Here is a 16,953-nt window from a genome sequence, read left to right as displayed (position 1 = left end):
TATTTAATATTCTAAACTAACATTAATGAAATTTATAAAAAAGCTCCTAAAAGTATTAGTTGTCCTTTTTGGAATACTAATAGCAATCCTTTACATCACAGACACAGACTATCTTCTTAAAGCCGTTCGCACCATTTATATGCGTGGTTACACTACTGCATTTTTAGATGACTATAAACGTTTTGATAATCAAGTGGTTGAAAACGGAACACCTCAACCTTGGCCAAACCATAAAGATTATAATACCGTTACAGAAACTGAAACCTTACAAAAAGCCAACAAAGATTGGGGAACTGTAGCTTATGTAATTATTAAAAATGATAGTATTTGGTTTGAAAACTATTATGATGGTTATGACGCAAACTCAAAATCCAACTCCTTCTCTATGGCTAAAAGCTATGTATCTGGATTACTAGGAAAAGCTATTATGGAAGGTCATATTAAGAGTTTAGACCAACCTGTTTGCGATTTTCTACCTGCTTTTTGTGATGGTGAAGCTGCTAAAATGACGGTTGGAGATTTATCTAGTATGGCTTCAGGAACTAATTGGGACGAAGCTTATTATTCACCATTATCCATTACTACACGTGCGTATTTTGATGACGATTTACAAAAGGTAATGAATGGCTTAAAAGTGGTAACCACACCCGGACAAGCTTTTAAATACGCTAGTGGAGACACACAAATGCTAGCGATGGTTATAGAAAAAGCAACAGGTAAAAAACTATATAATTATTTAACCGAAAGCTTTTGGAAACCTTTAGGTAGCGAAAACCCAACCCTATGGCAATTAGATAGTGCAGAAGACGATTTGGTAAAAGCCTATTGTTGTATTGCTAGTAATGCTAAAGATTTTGCGCGTTTTGGAAAGCTATACAAAGACCATGGACAATGGAATGGACAACAACTATTAGATTCGGCTTTTGTGGCAAAATCACTAAAACCACGTTTCCCTTCTAGTCCAGAATACGGTTATGGTTGGTGGCTTAAAAACCAAAATGGAAAAGACTTTTTTATGATGCGTGGGCACCTTGGACAATATGTTATTGTGCAACCAGATGACAATGTCATTATTGTTAGGTTAGGACATCAAAAATCACCAGATGCAGGAATTGGTGCTTACACCAAAGATATATCGTTATATATTGATGAGGCTTATAAGATGATGAATACCAAATAATAAATGTAATATGATTTCTAAACTCAACCTAGAAAACATCCTATTTTTAGATATTGAAACCGTTCCTGAAACACAATTCTTCAAGGAATTAGACGCAACCAAACAAGAGCTTTGGGAAGCTAAATCAAGCTACCAAAGAAAAGACGAGTTTACAGCTGAAGAATTTTATGACCGAGCAGGTATTTGGGCAGAGTTTGGAAAAATTATTTGTATTTCGGTAGGTTATTTTACCATTCAAGGGGATACACGATTGTTTAGAACCACTTCTTTTTATGGTGAAGAACGTCAGCTTTTAATAGAATTTAAAAACTTATTAATCTCGCATTTTAGTCAGGCTAAACACTTGTTATGTGCACACAATGGAAAAGAATTTGATTTTCCTTACATCGCACGTCGGATGATTATTCATAACATAGAATTACCTTACAAATTAAACTTGTTTGGTAAAAAACCCTGGGAAGTACCACACTTGGATACTTTAGAACTATGGAAATTTGGTGATTATAAAACCTACACCTCATTAAAACTTATGACTAATGTATTAGGCATTCCGTCCCCAAAAGATGATATTGATGGTAGCGAAGTGTACCGTGTTTATTATGAAGATAATGATATTGACCGCATTATTACTTATTGCGAAAAAGATACCATTGCTGTAGCACAAATCTTTTTACGTCTTCGTGGTGATAGTATTTTGACTGATGATGAGATTATACATGTATAAAAGTCATTACTAATTTTAGATTGAATATTTTTTTTCAACTATATTTAGTAATTGATTAATGTCGTCTGGGTACTATTATTCTGATTATTAAATCCTTGGTCAAATTTAAAGTAAGAGACTAAATTAGTTTCTGACCCAGTTAATGCGCAATCTTTTGAACTCATAATCTCAGACCCTGTTCTTTCTACACTCCAAAAACGTAAATCATCTAATGTGCCTTTAAAATGGCGCTGTCTAGTATCTGAATTTCCATTATCTGCTCGTCTTGCACCAATAAACATTTTATGCGGAGCATTTCCTGCATGAGGTGTAATAGCTAATGTTCCGGTTTGTTTTAAAACACCATTGATGTAAATTTTTACAGCAGTCGCATTATACGTTACAGCCACATGAGACCAAGCTGTAGGTGAAATTGCAGTATTGACACCTCCAATTATTACATCTCTATTTCTAAAAGAAATTTGATTGTTTACAACTCTAATTATATATCCTTTACCTGCTGTTCTGCTTCCCTTTCCAATAATAGTTTGAGAGGTTATTTTATCACTAGGTTTAATCCAAAACTCTATGGTAAAAACAGATGATGAGTTGTAATTAAAAGCTTGTGTTTGATTAGTAAGATTTACATAATCATCAATCCCATCAAAATTTAAAGCGGTTGCTGGTGTTTGTGAAAATGAAATTAAAGAATAAAAAACAATAACATTAAATAGTAAAATTTTTTTCATTGATTTAGGTTTAAATTTTATACAAATCTATACTTAATACAATTACTAGTTTACTACTTAAGTAGCAATTTTATGAAAAAAAAAGCCCCAACTTTCGTTGGGACTTTTTAGCAATAACATTTGTTAGTTTAGGGATTTTTTTTCTAGTTATTGCTTTAAGAATTTTCTAGTTTCAATAGTATCATTTACTTCAAACTGTACTAAGTATAAACCAGCTTCTAATTGGCTCACATTTATACCTTTTGATGTTGTAATACCTTTAGCTACTTGTTGTCCTAACATATTAACAACTGTATATGGTAAGTTTTCTACATTAGTTTTTACAAATAACGTATTACCTTTTACAGGGTTTGGATATACTGAAATAGCTACACCTAAATGTTGTACAAATCCTTGATTGTCTATTCTTGCTGTACCACAAGGACCAAGATTTACCCAACCAGAATTGGTTCTTTCGTATAAATATCCATTATATGTTACTTGATCTCCTGTAGAATAACTTGTACCACTACTCCATGGAGACACTCCAGCACACTTATCTGCAGCTCCGTTAGTTAAGCTTATAGCATCTACTGCCATATCACCTTGCCATGTTGTACCTGTAGTACCATCAAAACGTAATCTAACAGCATCACCAGAGTATGATGACAAGTCTACACTAGCATCTTGCCAAGCATTACCTTGGTTTCCAGATCTTGACCAAATAGTTGTCCAAGATGACCCATTATTTGTACTAATAGCTACACTTAAGCTTCCCATAGCAGATGATCCATACATATGGTATTTAAAGCTAAAGTTTGCATTATTAACACCAGATAAATCAAAACAAGGTGATACTAAAATGGCGCGTTTGTTTGAATAGTTTGGTGCAGAAGACTCCATATAAGCATACTGCGATCCTGCAGCTGCACTAGATGGTCCTGTATTGCTTGATGGTGTTGATCCGCTTCTTCTTGTCCAGTTAAAGTCGTCTCCACTTCCTTGTGTCCATAATCCAAAGCTAGACTCAAAACCTTCACTATATGGGAAAGAAGACACACCTCCTGTACATCCAGAAGTTGCAGGGCTTACAACAACCGTTCTTGTAACTTGATCTGCTGCATTTCCTGCTGCATCACTTACATTATAAAATCTAGTGTAAGTTCCTGCAGAGTTTGTATTTACTGTTCCAGTAATAACAATACTAGAGGTTAAATTACCATCCACATCATCTGTAGCAGTAGCACCTTGTTCGTTATAAGTGTCTCCTACAGTTAAATTAATAGTTGCGTTTCCGTTTAAAGTAATGACAGGTTTAACTGTATCTGCAGGAGCACTTCCTACACAAAAGTTTGTCACTTCAGAGCTTGCAAACGATCCTCCAGACGCTAAGGTTGTAGATCCATTAGTCACACTGTAAGACCCATTTCCGTAAGAACAACATATACCATCTCCATACGCATCTGTTATTGTAAAGTCATAACATCCATCTGGTAAACATAATGTTTCAGAAATAGTAGAACCATCTGGTTGAGACCCATAAGTTCCTCCAGATGCAACTGTAGTACCACTTGAGTTTTTAATGGTCCATGCAGTTTCTTCAGGATAATTATCAAAAGTAATCGTAACGTTAACATCGTTGTCGTTACAAGCAGTTTGACAAGGTGAGCAAGAAGAACCTCCACAATCAACTCCAGTTTCATCTCCATTTTGGATTCCGTCTGTACAAGTTGGTGTACTTCCGCCTCCATCACACTTAGTTGAAGCACCTAAACTAGCTCTAACTCCTCCTGGTAATAAAACAGCTCTCATTCTAGCTTTTTGACCCTGAGTATATAAATTCATACAAGAGTCATCGCTATAATCCATATAATTTTGTACCATATCTGTAGTACCACAAGATACATGACCAGTTGCGCAACCATAATTTGCAGCATCTGATGTTGGTGTATCAGACACAAAGTCGTCTGCATTACAATTACCATCTCCCCAAATATGACGTAAGTTTAAAAAGTGTCCAACCTCATGGGTTGTTGTACGTCCTAAGTCAAAAGGAGCAGATAAATAAAATCCAGAACCTCCATTTTTACTTCCGAAGTATTGAGGACCCATAACCACACCATCTGTTGCAGCACTACCTCCAGGAAACTGTGCGTAACCTAAAATTCCGCCTCCTATATTACATACCCACATGTTTAAATATTGCGAGGTATCCCAAGGATCTACTCCACCTTGAGACGATTTTTTCATATCATCGTTGGTTCCCCAAGAAGTTCTTGTTGAAGATTTTCTTGTAATACCATTAGTTGCATTTCCGTTTGGATCTACAGTAGCCATACAAAACTGAATTTCTGTATCTGCAGCTTGAGACCATGTGTTATTAGCATCAGCATTAGTACGTCTAAAATCGTCATTTAATACTTGTATTTGAGACAAAATTTGAGCTTCGCTTATATTCTCGTTAGAATTGCTATAAATGACGTGCACCACAACTGGAATAGTTATAATGCTTCCATCTATTCTGGCATTTTGTGCTTCCGCAATGCGTTGTTGCGTATAAGCTTCTATTTGATCCATGCGCTGTTGTAAGGTAGGATCTAATTGTTGTCTGTATTCTAAGTTTTGCATTGTAGAACAATTTCTATCTTGTTGTGCAAAAACAGAAAAAGCCATAAGAAAACTTAAAATAAATAAAGTAAAAGTTTTTTTCATACGAATAGTTTAATAGATTATATAATATTTTATTAATTCGGTACTGAAAGTATTGATTTTTTATTAATTAAACATTTTGTTTTTTGTTTTTTTCGACAAAAAACGTGATAAAAAATACTATTCGATTACAAGTGTGGTTTTACCCTCAATCAATTGAAAGAAATAAATTACTTTTACATAAATGAGCACTATTTTACTTCATATAAATAACCTATCAATTAGTTTTAAAAATGATGGCATAGACCAATCCATTATTAAAAATATTTCCTATTCTGTATTTGAAAATGAAATTGTTGGAATTGTAGGCGAGTCTGGTTCTGGAAAATCAGTGTCTTCTTTGGCTATTCTTGGGTTGTTACCTAAGCGTGTGTCTAATATTACATCTGGAACAATTACGTTTAACGATTTAGATTTAACTACAATAAGTAACAAACAATTTCAAGCTATAAGAGGTCAAAAAATTGCGATGATTTTTCAAGAACCCATGAGTTCTTTAAACCCATCCATGACCTGCGGAAAACAGGTTGAAGAAATTTTGTTTCAGCACACAAACTTGACAAAAAATCAGATAAAAGGTGAAACCCTTTTACTTTTTAATAAAGTAAAACTTCCACATCCAGAACGCGTCTATAAATCGTATCCACATGAGATTTCTGGTGGGCAAAAACAACGTGTCATGATTGCTATGGCTATAGCCTGCAAACCACAGCTATTAATTGCTGACGAGCCAACTACTGCGTTAGATGTAACCGTCCAAAAGGACATAATTAGTTTGTTAAAAGAATTGCAAGAAGAGACTAAAATGAGCATCATTTTTATTACTCATGATTTAAGTTTAATCTCTGAAATTGCAAACCGTGTTGTAGTCATGTACCAAGGTGAAATAGTAGAACAAAACACGGTTGAAAATATTTTTAAACAACCCAAACATCCGTATACTAAAGCTTTAATACAATCTAGACCTTCTTTAGAGGTCCGATTAAAAACATTACCAACTATAAAAGACGTGCTAAATGACACTGTATCTGATGCAATTATTACCAGTGATATGCGTCAAATTCAGCATAAAAAAATATACTCTAAAGCGCCATTATTAGAAGTGGTAAATCTTGAAAAAGAATATATTTCTAAATCTGGATTTTTTGCAAAAACAGAAACTTTTAAAGCAGTTAATAAAGTAAGTTTTAAATTATATGAAGGTGAAACCTTAGGATTAGTAGGAGAATCTGGTTGTGGAAAATCTACCCTAGGAAATGCCATTTTACTTTTAGATAAAGCCACTAAAGGACATATTTTATATAAAGGAAAAGACATTACAAACTTAACTAAAGCTGAAACTAAAGCAATTAGAAAAGATATTCAGATAATTTTTCAAGATCCATATGCCTCTTTAAACCCAAGACTTACTATTGGTAATGCTATTATGGAACCTATGAAAGTCCATAATTTATTTACTTCTGATAAAGAACGAAAAGAACAAACTATGGATGTATTAAAACGTGTTGGTCTGGAGGAATCAGCTTTTAATAAATATCCACACCAATTCTCTGGTGGTCAAAGACAACGTGTAGGTATTGCACGCACTATAGCGTTACAACCTAAGTTAATTGTTTGCGACGAGTCTGTGTCTGCTTTAGACATTTCTGTGCAAGCACAAGTTTTAAATTTGTTAAATGAATTGAAGGAAAACTTTGGTTTTACCTATATATTTATATCTCATGACTTAGCAGTAGTCAAATACATGAGTGACCAATTGTTGGTTATGAATCAAGGTAAAATTGAAGAATTAGACGATGCAGATGTTATTTACAACTCGCCTAAAAAAGACTATACAAAAAAATTAATTTCAGCAATCCCTAAAGGGTTATAGCATAAATACTTTTTTTGTTAAATACAAAACACTATTAATAAAACTAATGGTGTTTTGTATTCTTTTTTTTAAATTTTTTAAAAACATAGTAGGTTAAGTTTTTGGTAAATTTGGAACAAAAAAGTTTAACATTTAGGTTAAGTCATGGTAGACTTGGGCTTTATGTTAAATGGTTAGGTTTGGGATTACAAACATACAACCTCATTTTAGAATAATCAGACAAAAAGCATTATTTTTCGATGAAATACATCTTTTTTTAACATTAAATAGAATTTTCTTACAAATTTAATTTAATTTTTAATCGTTTAGTCGTTAAAACACTTTGTGTTGGATAATAACTTCTACCATAATTAGATCGTCTGTCTTCTCCTAATCTAGCTGCAACTTGATTGGTCATTTTAATTACAAATACTTCCTCTGCATTAGGGAAAGATAAATCGCGTCCATCTGCATCAATTTTTTGACCTTTTGAGGTCTGGTCTTGTTTTCTTTGAAGATAATCTTGTGTATCGTACAATTCATTATAACAATGAATTAACTCATGAGACAACAGAGATACTGGAGAATTGTACCCTTTGTTACGCTTAAACCAACTTTTTTTATGGTTTTTTCTAAAGACTACTCCATGTGTATCGTAAAATAAAATGGTATTATATTTTGGACTATACGCATTTTTTTGAGCTGGAATAATGGTGATATTATTATCTGTGTCTGCTACTAAAACATCAATAACATCTACTTGATGGGTATGATCTTCTTCTTTAAAAGTAATTGTTAATGCACTTGATTTTACTAGAAAATCTAATGCAATAGTGGTGTTTCTAAGAAAGCGATCTTGGATAAGAGTATAATCTCTATCTAATACGTAGTGATAATTTACAAATTGATTTGTTAAGGTCTTGATTCGCATTATTACAGGCTCATCTCAGGAATATCACCTTCAATAATTAAAGTCCCTTCTGTTGCTTTTTGGATGTCTTCAACCGTTACACCTGGAGCGCGTTCTAAAAGCTTAAACCCTTTATCTGTAACTTCTATAACCGCTAGATTAGTTACTATTTTTTTGACACATCCAACACCTGTTAATGGTAAACTGCATCGTATAAGTAGTTTAGATTCTCCTGCACGATTAGTATGCATCATGGCAACAATTATATTTTCTGCACTAGCCACTAAATCCATTGCACCACCCATACCTTTTACCATTTTTCCAGGTATTTTCCAATTGGCAATGTCTCCGTTTTCCGCTACTTCCATTGCTCCTAAAATGGTTAGGTCTACATGTTGACCTCTAATCATAGAAAAACTCATAGCAGAATCAAAAAAACTTGCTCCTGGAAGGGTCGTTATGGTTTGTTTTCCTGCGTTAATAATATCTGCATCTTCTTCGCCTTCAAAAGGAAAAGGACCCATACCCAATACTCCGTTTTCCGACTGAAATTCTACTTGTATATCATCACGTACATAATTGGCAACTAAAGTAGGTATACCAATACCTAGGTTAACATAATAACCGTCTTTAACTTCTTTTGCTATACGCTTAGCTATTCCTGTTTTATCTAACATTTTTTTAGTTTAAAGTTATAAGTATTTATAGTTAAAAATCTATCTTTTTAATACTCTAAAATTTAGCGCATTTTAGGCACTTTTAACTAGCTAACTTCTTTTTGTCTAACTGTTCTTTGTTCTATGCGTTTTTCATAGGTTTTCCCTTGAAAAATACGTTGTACAAATATACCTGGGATGTGTATTTGATTAGGGTCTAAATCGCCTACAGGAACCAACTCCTCTACCTCAGCAACTGTAATTTTTGCAGCTCCAGCCATGCATGGATTAAAGTTTCTAGCAGTGCCTTTAAAAATCAAATTTCCGGCAGCATCACCTTTCCAAGCTTTTACAAAAGCAAAGTCGGCTTTAAACGCATGTTCTAATACATACATTTTACCGTCAAATTCTCTGGTTTCTTTGCCTTCTGCTACTTCTGTGCCATATCCTGCTGGTGTGTAAATAGCAGGAAAACCAGCTTGTGCAGCACGACAACGTTCTGCTAAAGTCCCTTGCGGAATCAGCTCGACATCCAACTCTCCTGACAACATTTGTCGTTCAAATTCGTCATTCTCTCCTACGTATGAGGATACCATTTTTTTGATTTGCTTTTTTTGTAGTAATAAACCCAATCCAAAATCGTCCACTCCTGCATTGTTAGAGATACACGTCACGCCTTTTACGTTTCGTTTTACAAGTTCTGCAATTGCGTTTTCTGGGATACCACTAAGTCCAAAACCACCTAGCATAAAGGTCATATTATCCTTGACACCATCTAGTGCTTCTTCTACAGAATTTACTGTTTTTAGAATCATTATTTTCTAATTTTTAAGTGGTTTAAATTTAAGAAATAAAAAAGCCATTCTAAAGTGAATGGCTTTTATTTTTTAATGTATTAGTTATGGATTCATTTCTAATTCGTCAGGGACGTCATCTTCTGGAAGATCTAATCCAGGTGAATCACCACCATCAGGCACATAGTTTTCACAATCTACTGCTATTGTTAAATTAGAAGGACGTGGAAAGTCTGATTTTGATACGTCTAAAGTCTCGTCTTCATAACAGCTTTTCATATATATTCCCCAAATAGGTAAAGCCATAGCTGCGCCTTGACCATATTTTGTTCTGCTAAAATGGGTCGCTCTGTCTTCTGCACCAACCCATACACCAGTTACTAAGTTAGGCACCATACCCATAAACCAACCATCAGATTGGTTTTGTGTTGTTCCTGTTTTACCAGCTATAGGATTTGTTAGTTCATAAGGATATCCTGTAACCACTTCTCTGTAGGAAGCATCCCATTTATCTCTTCCAACGGTTCTTAATCTGCTTCCTGAACCAGACTCTACTACACCTTGCATAAGTTTTACCGTTACATAAGCTGTTTCTTCACTTAATACATCTCTAGTTTCTGGTACAAATTGATATAAAACTGTATCGTTTTTATCTACAATAGTGGTTACCATAACAGGTTTGGTATAAACCCCTTGATTTGCAAATGCAGCATAGGCACCAACCATTTCGTATACACTAATATCTGGAGTACCCAAAGCAATAGAAGGCACTAATGGGATCTCTGATGTTATTCCAAGATTTTGTGCTAATTCTGCTACAGGTTGTGGGCCAACTTTATCCATTAATCTGGCTGTAATGGTATTTACAGAGTTTGCTAACGCTTGTTTTAAATTTAATTCTCCACTGTAATCTCCGTCATTATTTTTTGGAGACCATGGTTCTGGATTACCATATTTATTGGCTTCAATAGTTATTGGAGCACGTGGTAACTTATCACAAGGTGACATGTGCAATTGGTTAATTGCAGTTGCGTAAACAAAAGGTTTAAACGTAGATCCAACCTGGCGTTTTCCTTGTTTGACGTGATCATATTGGAAACTTCTATAGTTCATACCACCAACCCAAGCTTTAACATGTCCTGTTTGTGGATCCATACTCATCATTCCTGGATGCAGAAAATGCTTATAATAACGCATAGAATCTATAGGTTTCATAATAGTGTCTACTTCACTTGGTTGTCCGTTTTTATCCCATTTAAACACTGTCATTTTAGCTGGCTTGTAAAAAGAAGCTCTAATTTCTTTTTCGCTTTTACCTGCATTTTTTAATATTCTCCAACGTTCTCCTCTGCTCATAGCATTATACATCAATTGCTCTTCCTCTTCTTTGGTTAATCCTAAAAAAGGAGCGGTTGGATTACGGTCTGGAGTGTTTTGATGAAAAAACTCAGCTTGTAATCTTGGCATGTGTCTAGCAACTGCTTCTTCTGCATATCGCTGCATACGCGAGTCTATAGTTGTGTAGATTTTTAAACCGTCATTATTGATATTATATTTACTACCATCTGGCTTACGATTTTTTGGATCGTTTATCCAATTTTTCATAAAGTCTCTTAAATACTCTCTAAAATAAGTAGCAGTTCCAGAACTGTGTGAGTCTGGAGTGTATCTTAATCCTAAATCGGTTTTTTGAAGTGAATCTTTTTCTTTATCTGTGATATAACCATACTTAGCCATTTGAGCAAAAACTACGTTTCTTCTTGCTTTTGTTTTTACAGCTCGTTCTCCTTTATCTTTTAATGGGTTATATAATGAAGGATTTTTAAGCATTCCAACAATCATTGCAGACTCTTTTATACTTAATTCTTTGGGTTCTTTACCTCCAAAATAGATTCTGGATGCCGATCGTATTCCATCTGCATTATTATCAAAATCTACAATATTTAAATATTGAGCGACAATTTCTTCTTTAGTGTATTGGCGCTCTAAACGAATGGCAATAATCCATTCTTTAAATTTCTGCAACACTCTTTTTACCTTATTACTTGAGGCTCTTTTGGTAAATAATTGTTTTGCTAATTGTTGTGTAATTGTACTAGCACCTCCACTTCCTGGTTTTAAAATTGCTCGCAACGTACCACGACCATCAATACCAGAGTGTTCTAAGTATCTAACATCTTCTGTTGCTATTAAAGCATCAACTAAATGTTGTGGTAGCTCGTCATAACTAACAGGAGTACGATTATCTCTAAAATAAAATTTACCTAGCGTTTCTCCGTCTGAAGAAATAATTTCAGTAGCTAAATTAGTTTTAGGGTTTTCTAATTGCGTGTGATCAGGCATTTCACCCAAAACTCCCCAAGATGCTAATAAAAATAGAAGTACTATTGAAAGTAATCCACCTAAAAATAACATCCAAAACCAACGTACATATTTTTCGAAGCCTGCCTCTTCTGATTTATTTGTTTTTGCCATATGTTAGACTATTATTCTATTTTTTCTACTCTAAAACCTACATCTGTAATACCTTCTAAGTTTACAACACCATTAACCTCTCCATTATTACGCATAGCGTGCTGTATATTAACAGTGTAAGTACCACTTTCGTTAAAAACAACACCTTCTTTGTACCACAACTTATTTTCTTTAACAGCAGTTAACCCTTCGCCTAACCATTCGCCATTTTTTTTAGTCATTTCATACTCTAAAGTATCTGTTAATGTCTTTCCGTGAGGGAAATTCATTTCTACTATTAAGTATAAATTACTAAACTTATAAGCATTTGTATTTCTAATATTTACAAACAAATTATAAGGTTTAATCGAGTCTGGCGCATTAATATTAAAGCTTACAATATCTTCTTTATTCCAAGCTGTAGATACACTTTTATACTCGTCAAAAACTGCTTTTGAGTCACAAGATGTAACTAGTACTGTCAATAAAACTAATAGGATATTACTTGCTCTCATTGGTTTTATTGTTATTGTTTTGTGGTTTTTTTCTATTTGGCTTTCGTTTTGGCTTTCTATTATTTGATGAATTGTTATTATTAGATTTAGCTTCTACAGTATTACGTGTTGATTTTTTATTACGGTTTCTATTGTTTTTACGTTTTTTGTTGTGTTTTGGACTATCAAAACGTGTTAAACTATCTTGACCAACAACGTTTTCAAACTCTGTTTTAGTATCTACAACAATATCTGCAGCGTATTCTTCTAAGCTTGCTACTTTTTCTTTTTTCTTGTTTAGTTCTATTATTTCTTTAGCTTGAGCTGCAGTAATTAAGTGCCAATTCATCCATTCTCCTTCATAGGCATACCACATATGACCCTTAAAAATATCTGTTTTTTGGCATACTGCTGTTCCTTTTTCTGTGTATAATTTAGCGTCTGTTTTTGGAAATGCTTTTAAGGCATCTAAATACGAATCTAACTCGTAATTTAAACAGCATTTTAGCTTACCACACTGTCCTGCTAATTTTTGTGGGTTTAATGATAATTGTTGGTAACGTGCTGCACTTGTACTTACAGATCTAAAATCTGTTAACCAAGTCGAGCAACACAACTCGCGACCACAAGAGCCTATACCACCAAGTCTTGAAGCTTCTTGACGAAAACCAACTTGTTTCATTTCTATACGAATTCTGAATTCTCTAGCGTAAATTTTAATTAACTCTCTAAAATCTACTCGTTCTTCTGCGGTATAATAAAATGTGGCTTTGCTTCCGTCACCCTGAAACTCGATATCAGAAATTTTCATTTGTAATTTCAAATCTATAGCAAATTGACGCGCTTTAACCTTCATTGGTTCTTCTTTATCACGTGCGTCGCTCCAAATATCAATATCTTTTTGAGACGCTTTTCTGTAGATTTTCCAAACGTCGTTTTTGGTATCTATTTTTTTGCGTTTAATTTGAACGCGAACTAATTCTCCCGTAAGGGTAACCATCCCAATATCATGACCAGATTGTGCTTGAGTTGCAACAATGTCTCCGATACTTAGTGTTAAATTTTCTGAATTATGATAGTAATGTTTTCTACCGTTTTTAAAACGGACTTCAACCCAATCAAAAGGTTTTTCTCCATTAGGGACAGACATGTTTGCTAACCAATCAAAAACGGTTAATTTATTGCAACTATCTGTACCACATGTTCCGTTATTCTTACAACCTTTTGGTTGTCCGTCTTTACCTGTAGCGCAACTTTGACAAGCCATACTATTTATGTGTATATATTGAATCTTAGGGAATTAACCTTAAGATGACGATTAATAATTAGTTGTACAAGCTAAAACGCAGTAACAACTCTTCTAATTTGTAAAGATAAGATTATTTAGATGACTTTAAAATATAAAAAAGCACGATAACTTTTATCGTGCTTTATGTTGTATGTAGTAAGCTATTACTTTTTAAGTGTTTCAAAAATATTACGTAAATCTTTTTTATATGGTAAGTGATCTGCACGTCCTTTTTTAAAGATATCGTTACTATTTCCTTGTCCTTTTCTAAGAGCTTTTTGTTCTTCATAAGGTAGTGCGTGTATGTCTTTACAGGTCGAAGAACAGCAGTTATCCATCTCTGTTTTACAGTCTTCACATTGTATAAATAGTAAATGGCACGCATCATTAGCACAATTTACATGTGTATCACAAGGTTTACCACATTGGTGGCATTTCGCGATGACATCGTCACTAATTTTTTCGGCACGACGCTCATCAAATACAAAGTTCTTTCCAATAAATTTATTTTCGATGCCTTCTGCGTTAACTTGTCTGGTATATTCTATAATTCCACCTTCCAACTGATAGACATTTTTAAACCCTTTATGTTTATAATAGGCACTTGCTTTTTCGCAACGTATACCACCTGTACAATACATTAGTAAGTTTTTATCTTCCTTGTGATCTCGTAAATCTTCTTCTATGATATCTAAAGATTCTCTAAAGGTGTCCACATCTGGTGTTACTGCTCCATCAAAATGCCCAATTTCGCTTTCGTAATGATTACGCATGTCCACACAAACGGTGTTTGGATTGTCAAGCATATCATTAAATTCTTTAGCAGATAGGTGTACGCCTTTATTAGTGACATCAAAAGTGTCATCGTTTAAACCATCTGCTACAATTTTTTCTCGGACTTTAACTTTAAGCTTTAAAAAAGACATATTATCTTGTTCTATTGCAATGTTAAGCCTAACATCTTTTAAAAAATCGATACTATCTAAATGGTTTTTAAACGCTTCAAAATGATCTGCTGGAAGAGATAGTTGTGCATTAATCCCTTCGGTTGCGACATAAATACGACCTAGGACGTCTAAACTGTCCCATTTAATAAATAATTGGTCTCTAAATTCTTGTGGATTGCTAATGTGAGCATACTGGTAAAACGATAGTGTTAAACGTTCTTTACCTGCTTGTTTAATAAGTTCTGCTCTTTCATTAGCGCTTAATTTGTTGTACAGTTGCATGCTATACTTGTTTTAAGTGTTAATAAAAAGTTTTTTGCAAAGGTATTATTTTTAGTGACCTAGACAATTTAAGGGTAAAAAAAAGTCCTTTACGCTTTGCAAAGGACTTTTAATAGACTAACTCGTTAATAATTTTTTAATGTTTTGGATTAAAAAATGTTACGAGTTAACCTCCATCGGCTTTACAACTGCTATTAAGTAGAATAGCAACTGAAACGCCTAATGTTTTTGTAAAAACTAATCTTTTTAAATATTTCATACCTTAAAAATTATCAAGGATTAACATTTTAAAAAGCGGATTAAATAATTCTTTTTCATAGCATAATTTCTCCACTTCAATAAGTAGATGCAAAAACTTTAAAAAGGTTGCGTGAGAAAATTAAATTTCTTTAAAAAAGTAGTATTTTAGCATAGAAATTATAATAAAAAAGACGTATGAGTAAAGAAAAAGACGCTAAACTAAAAGCATTACAGCTAACATTAGATAAATTAGATAAAGCTTACGGAAAAGGGACAGTAATGAAAATGAGTGACGCTGCTGTGGTGGATGTAGATGCTATCCCATCTGGGTCTTTAGGTTTAGATATTGCATTAGGCGTTGGCGGATACCCAAGAGGTAGAGTTATAGAGATATATGGTCCAGAATCTTCTGGTAAAACAACATTAACACTTCATGCTATTGCAGAAGCGCAAAAAGCGGGTGGAATTGCTGCTTTTATTGATGCAGAGCATGCTTTTGATAGATTTTATGCCGAAAAACTAGGAGTTGATATTGATAATTTAATTATCTCTCAACCTGATAATGGTGAACAAGCATTAGAAATTGCAGATAATTTAATTCGTTCTGGAGCGATAGATATAGTTGTTATTGACTCGGTTGCTGCATTAACTCCTAAAAGTGAAATTGAAGGAGAAATGGGTGATTCTAAAATGGGATTACATGCACGTTTAATGTCTCAAGCTTTAAGAAAACTAACAGCTTCTATTAGTAAAACCAATTGTACTGTAATATTTATTAACCAGTTACGTGAAAAAATTGGTGTTATGTTTGGTAACCCAGAAACGACTACTGGTGGTAATGCCCTTAAGTTTTATGCTTCTGTACGTTTGGATATTAGACGATCTACACAAATTAAAGATAGTAATGGTGAAGTACTTGGTAACAAAACCCGAGTTAAAGTGGTTAAAAACAAAGTAGCACCACCATTTAGAATGGCTGAGTTTGATATTATGTATGGTGAAGGTGTTAGTAAAGTTGGAGAAATATTAGATGTCGCTGTAGAAAAAGAAATAATTAAAAAAAGTGGGTCATGGTTTAGTTATCAAGACACCAAGCTTGGACAAGGTAGAGATGCTGTAAAGCTTATTATTAAAGATAATCCAGAACTATTTGAGGAGCTGGAAGAAAAAATAAAAGTCGCTATTAAAGAGAGTCTTTAAAACATAAAATCCCGATATATTCGGGATTTTTTTAATTTATGACGCAACCTTTTTAAAGTTTATGCATCTACCAATAAACAAACCTGAGTTAATAAAACAAATGAAAAAGCTTTTTACTGCTATAATTACTCTTATTGTATTGGTATCCTGTAGCTTGGATAAAAATCCTCCTCTAACTTATTTAGAACCTGTTTCGGTGATAAGTGCGACAATGCCAGAGTCCTTTACTTACGGTGAAACCTATCAAATAGAGTTTACTTATCTAAGACCATCAGATTGTCATGTTTTTCATGATATTTATTCTGTAAGAACAGATAACGTCATTACTATTGCAGTTATAAATTCTGTAACAGATAATGGTAATTGTCAAACCATTAATGCAATTACAAATAATTCTTTTGAGTTTTTAGCTTCAGATACTGGAAGTTATACTTTTAAATTCTGGCAAGGAGAAACTGATGATGGCGAAGATATTTACCTGACAATGGAAGTACCAATAGAAGAGTAAAAAGAGTA

14 protein-coding genes are annotated in these 16,953 nt (G+C 33.7%); 5 read left to right on the top strand and 9 right to left on the bottom strand.

Annotated elements, in window-relative coordinates; translation table 11 throughout:
- Positions 1-25: 25 nt before the first annotated feature.
- The gene (locus tag LY08_RS01155; RefSeq protein WP_111658600.1) at positions 26-1,180 is read left to right on the top strand and encodes a serine hydrolase domain-containing protein; all 1,155 of its coding nucleotides are present in this window, start codon (positions 26-28) and stop codon (positions 1,178-1,180) included.
- Between the two features lie 10 nt (positions 1,181-1,190).
- Entirely contained in the window at positions 1,191-1,904 is a 714-nt protein-coding gene (locus LY08_RS01150) for a 3'-5' exonuclease (protein ID WP_111658599.1), read from the top strand.
- A gap of 44 nt (positions 1,905-1,948) precedes the next feature.
- Here the strand turns inward: LY08_RS01150 and LY08_RS01145 are convergent, their stop codons facing one another.
- Together LY08_RS01145 and LY08_RS01140 are read right to left on the bottom strand one after the other, a co-directional pair.
- Entirely contained in the window at positions 1,949-2,632 is a 684-nt protein-coding gene (locus LY08_RS01145) for a LamG domain-containing protein (protein WP_111658598.1), read from the bottom strand.
- 147 nt (positions 2,633-2,779) lie between these two features.
- Positions 2,780-5,323: an immunoglobulin-like domain-containing protein gene (locus LY08_RS01140; RefSeq protein ID WP_111658597.1), complete on the bottom strand. Its 2,544-nt coding sequence runs from the start codon at positions 5,321-5,323 to the stop codon at positions 2,780-2,782.
- Between the two features lie 181 nt (positions 5,324-5,504).
- Here LY08_RS01140 and LY08_RS01135 point away from each other — a divergent pair, with 181 nt between their 5' ends.
- On the top strand, positions 5,505-7,193 hold the full coding sequence (locus tag LY08_RS01135; protein ID WP_111658596.1) for an ABC transporter ATP-binding protein: 1,689 nt from the start codon (positions 5,505-5,507) through the stop codon (positions 7,191-7,193).
- 277 nt (positions 7,194-7,470) lie between these two features.
- Here the strand turns inward: LY08_RS01135 and LY08_RS01130 are convergent, their stop codons facing one another.
- From LY08_RS01130 to trhO, 7 genes are all read right to left on the bottom strand, one after another.
- Entirely contained in the window at positions 7,471-8,103 is a 633-nt protein-coding gene (locus LY08_RS01130) for a hypothetical protein (RefSeq protein WP_111658595.1), read from the bottom strand.
- Between the two features lie 2 nt (positions 8,104-8,105).
- Entirely contained in the window at positions 8,106-8,759 is a 654-nt protein-coding gene (locus LY08_RS01125) for a 3-oxoacid CoA-transferase subunit B (RefSeq protein ID WP_111658594.1), read from the bottom strand.
- Positions 8,760-8,845: 86 nt separating this feature from the next.
- On the bottom strand, positions 8,846-9,553 hold the full coding sequence (locus tag LY08_RS01120) for a CoA transferase subunit A (protein WP_111658593.1): 708 nt from the start codon (positions 9,551-9,553) through the stop codon (positions 8,846-8,848).
- 84 nt (positions 9,554-9,637) lie between these two features.
- Positions 9,638-12,007: a penicillin-binding protein 1A gene (locus LY08_RS01115; RefSeq protein ID WP_111658592.1), complete on the bottom strand. Its 2,370-nt coding sequence runs from the start codon at positions 12,005-12,007 to the stop codon at positions 9,638-9,640.
- An 11-nt stretch (positions 12,008-12,018) separates the two neighbouring features.
- Complete coding sequence (locus tag LY08_RS01110; RefSeq protein WP_111658591.1) at positions 12,019-12,501, bottom strand: gliding motility lipoprotein GldH; 483 nt, start codon at positions 12,499-12,501, stop codon at positions 12,019-12,021.
- Positions 12,488-13,747, bottom strand: a complete 1,260-nt coding sequence (locus tag LY08_RS01105; RefSeq protein ID WP_111658590.1) for a PSP1 domain-containing protein — start codon at positions 13,745-13,747, stop codon at positions 12,488-12,490. Before LY08_RS01105 ends, LY08_RS01110 begins: the two co-directional genes overlap by 14 nt.
- Before the next feature lie 185 nt (positions 13,748-13,932).
- Entirely contained in the window at positions 13,933-14,997 is a 1,065-nt protein-coding gene (trhO, locus tag LY08_RS01100) for an oxygen-dependent tRNA uridine(34) hydroxylase TrhO (RefSeq protein WP_111658589.1), read from the bottom strand.
- Between the two features lie 435 nt (positions 14,998-15,432).
- Between trhO and recA the strand changes: the two genes are divergently transcribed.
- Together recA and LY08_RS01090 are read left to right on the top strand one after the other, a co-directional pair.
- Entirely contained in the window at positions 15,433-16,437 is a 1,005-nt protein-coding gene (gene recA, locus LY08_RS01095; RefSeq protein WP_111658588.1) for a recombinase RecA, read from the top strand.
- Between the two features lie 100 nt (positions 16,438-16,537).
- Positions 16,538-16,945, top strand: coding sequence for a hypothetical protein (locus LY08_RS01090; protein ID WP_146603183.1), 408 nt, complete (start codon positions 16,538-16,540; stop codon positions 16,943-16,945).
- Positions 16,946-16,953 lie beyond the last annotated feature (8 nt).

This window comes from Olleya aquimaris, from assembly GCF_003259525.1.
Lineage (GTDB): Bacteria > Bacteroidota > Bacteroidia > Flavobacteriales > Flavobacteriaceae > Olleya > Olleya aquimaris.
Note: the sequence above shows the minus strand (reverse complement) of the source record. Positions and strands in the feature narration are given on the sequence as shown.

What these genes read in the sequence shown, in the direction of transcription:
- LY08_RS01155 (WP_111658600.1), top strand. Translation starts at nt 26, where the DNA reads ATGAAATTTATAAAAAAGCTCCTAAAAGTATTAGTTGTCCTTTTTGGA.
- LY08_RS01150 (WP_111658599.1), top strand. Translation starts at nt 1,191, where the DNA reads ATGATTTCTAAACTCAACCTAGAAAACATCCTATTTTTAGATATTGAA.
- LY08_RS01145 (WP_111658598.1), bottom strand. Translation starts at nt 2,632, where the DNA reads ATGAAAAAAATTTTACTATTTAATGTTATTGTTTTTTATTCTTTAATT.
- LY08_RS01140 (WP_111658597.1), bottom strand. Translation starts at nt 5,323, where the DNA reads ATGAAAAAAACTTTTACTTTATTTATTTTAAGTTTTCTTATGGCTTTT.
- LY08_RS01135 (WP_111658596.1), top strand. Translation starts at nt 5,505, where the DNA reads ATGAGCACTATTTTACTTCATATAAATAACCTATCAATTAGTTTTAAA.
- LY08_RS01130 (WP_111658595.1), bottom strand. Translation starts at nt 8,103, where the DNA reads ATGCGAATCAAGACCTTAACAAATCAATTTGTAAATTATCACTACGTA.
- LY08_RS01125 (WP_111658594.1), bottom strand. Translation starts at nt 8,759, where the DNA reads ATGTTAGATAAAACAGGAATAGCTAAGCGTATAGCAAAAGAAGTTAAA.
- LY08_RS01120 (WP_111658593.1), bottom strand. Translation starts at nt 9,553, where the DNA reads ATGATTCTAAAAACAGTAAATTCTGTAGAAGAAGCACTAGATGGTGTC.
- LY08_RS01115 (WP_111658592.1), bottom strand. Translation starts at nt 12,007, where the DNA reads ATGGCAAAAACAAATAAATCAGAAGAGGCAGGCTTCGAAAAATATGTA.
- LY08_RS01110 (WP_111658591.1), bottom strand. Translation starts at nt 12,501, where the DNA reads ATGAGAGCAAGTAATATCCTATTAGTTTTATTGACAGTACTAGTTACA.
- LY08_RS01105 (WP_111658590.1), bottom strand. Translation starts at nt 13,747, where the DNA reads ATGGCTTGTCAAAGTTGCGCTACAGGTAAAGACGGACAACCAAAAGGT.
- trhO (WP_111658589.1), bottom strand. Translation starts at nt 14,997, where the DNA reads ATGCAACTGTACAACAAATTAAGCGCTAATGAAAGAGCAGAACTTATT.
- recA (WP_111658588.1), top strand. Translation starts at nt 15,433, where the DNA reads ATGAGTAAAGAAAAAGACGCTAAACTAAAAGCATTACAGCTAACATTA.
- LY08_RS01090 (WP_146603183.1), top strand. Translation starts at nt 16,538, where the DNA reads ATGAAAAAGCTTTTTACTGCTATAATTACTCTTATTGTATTGGTATCC.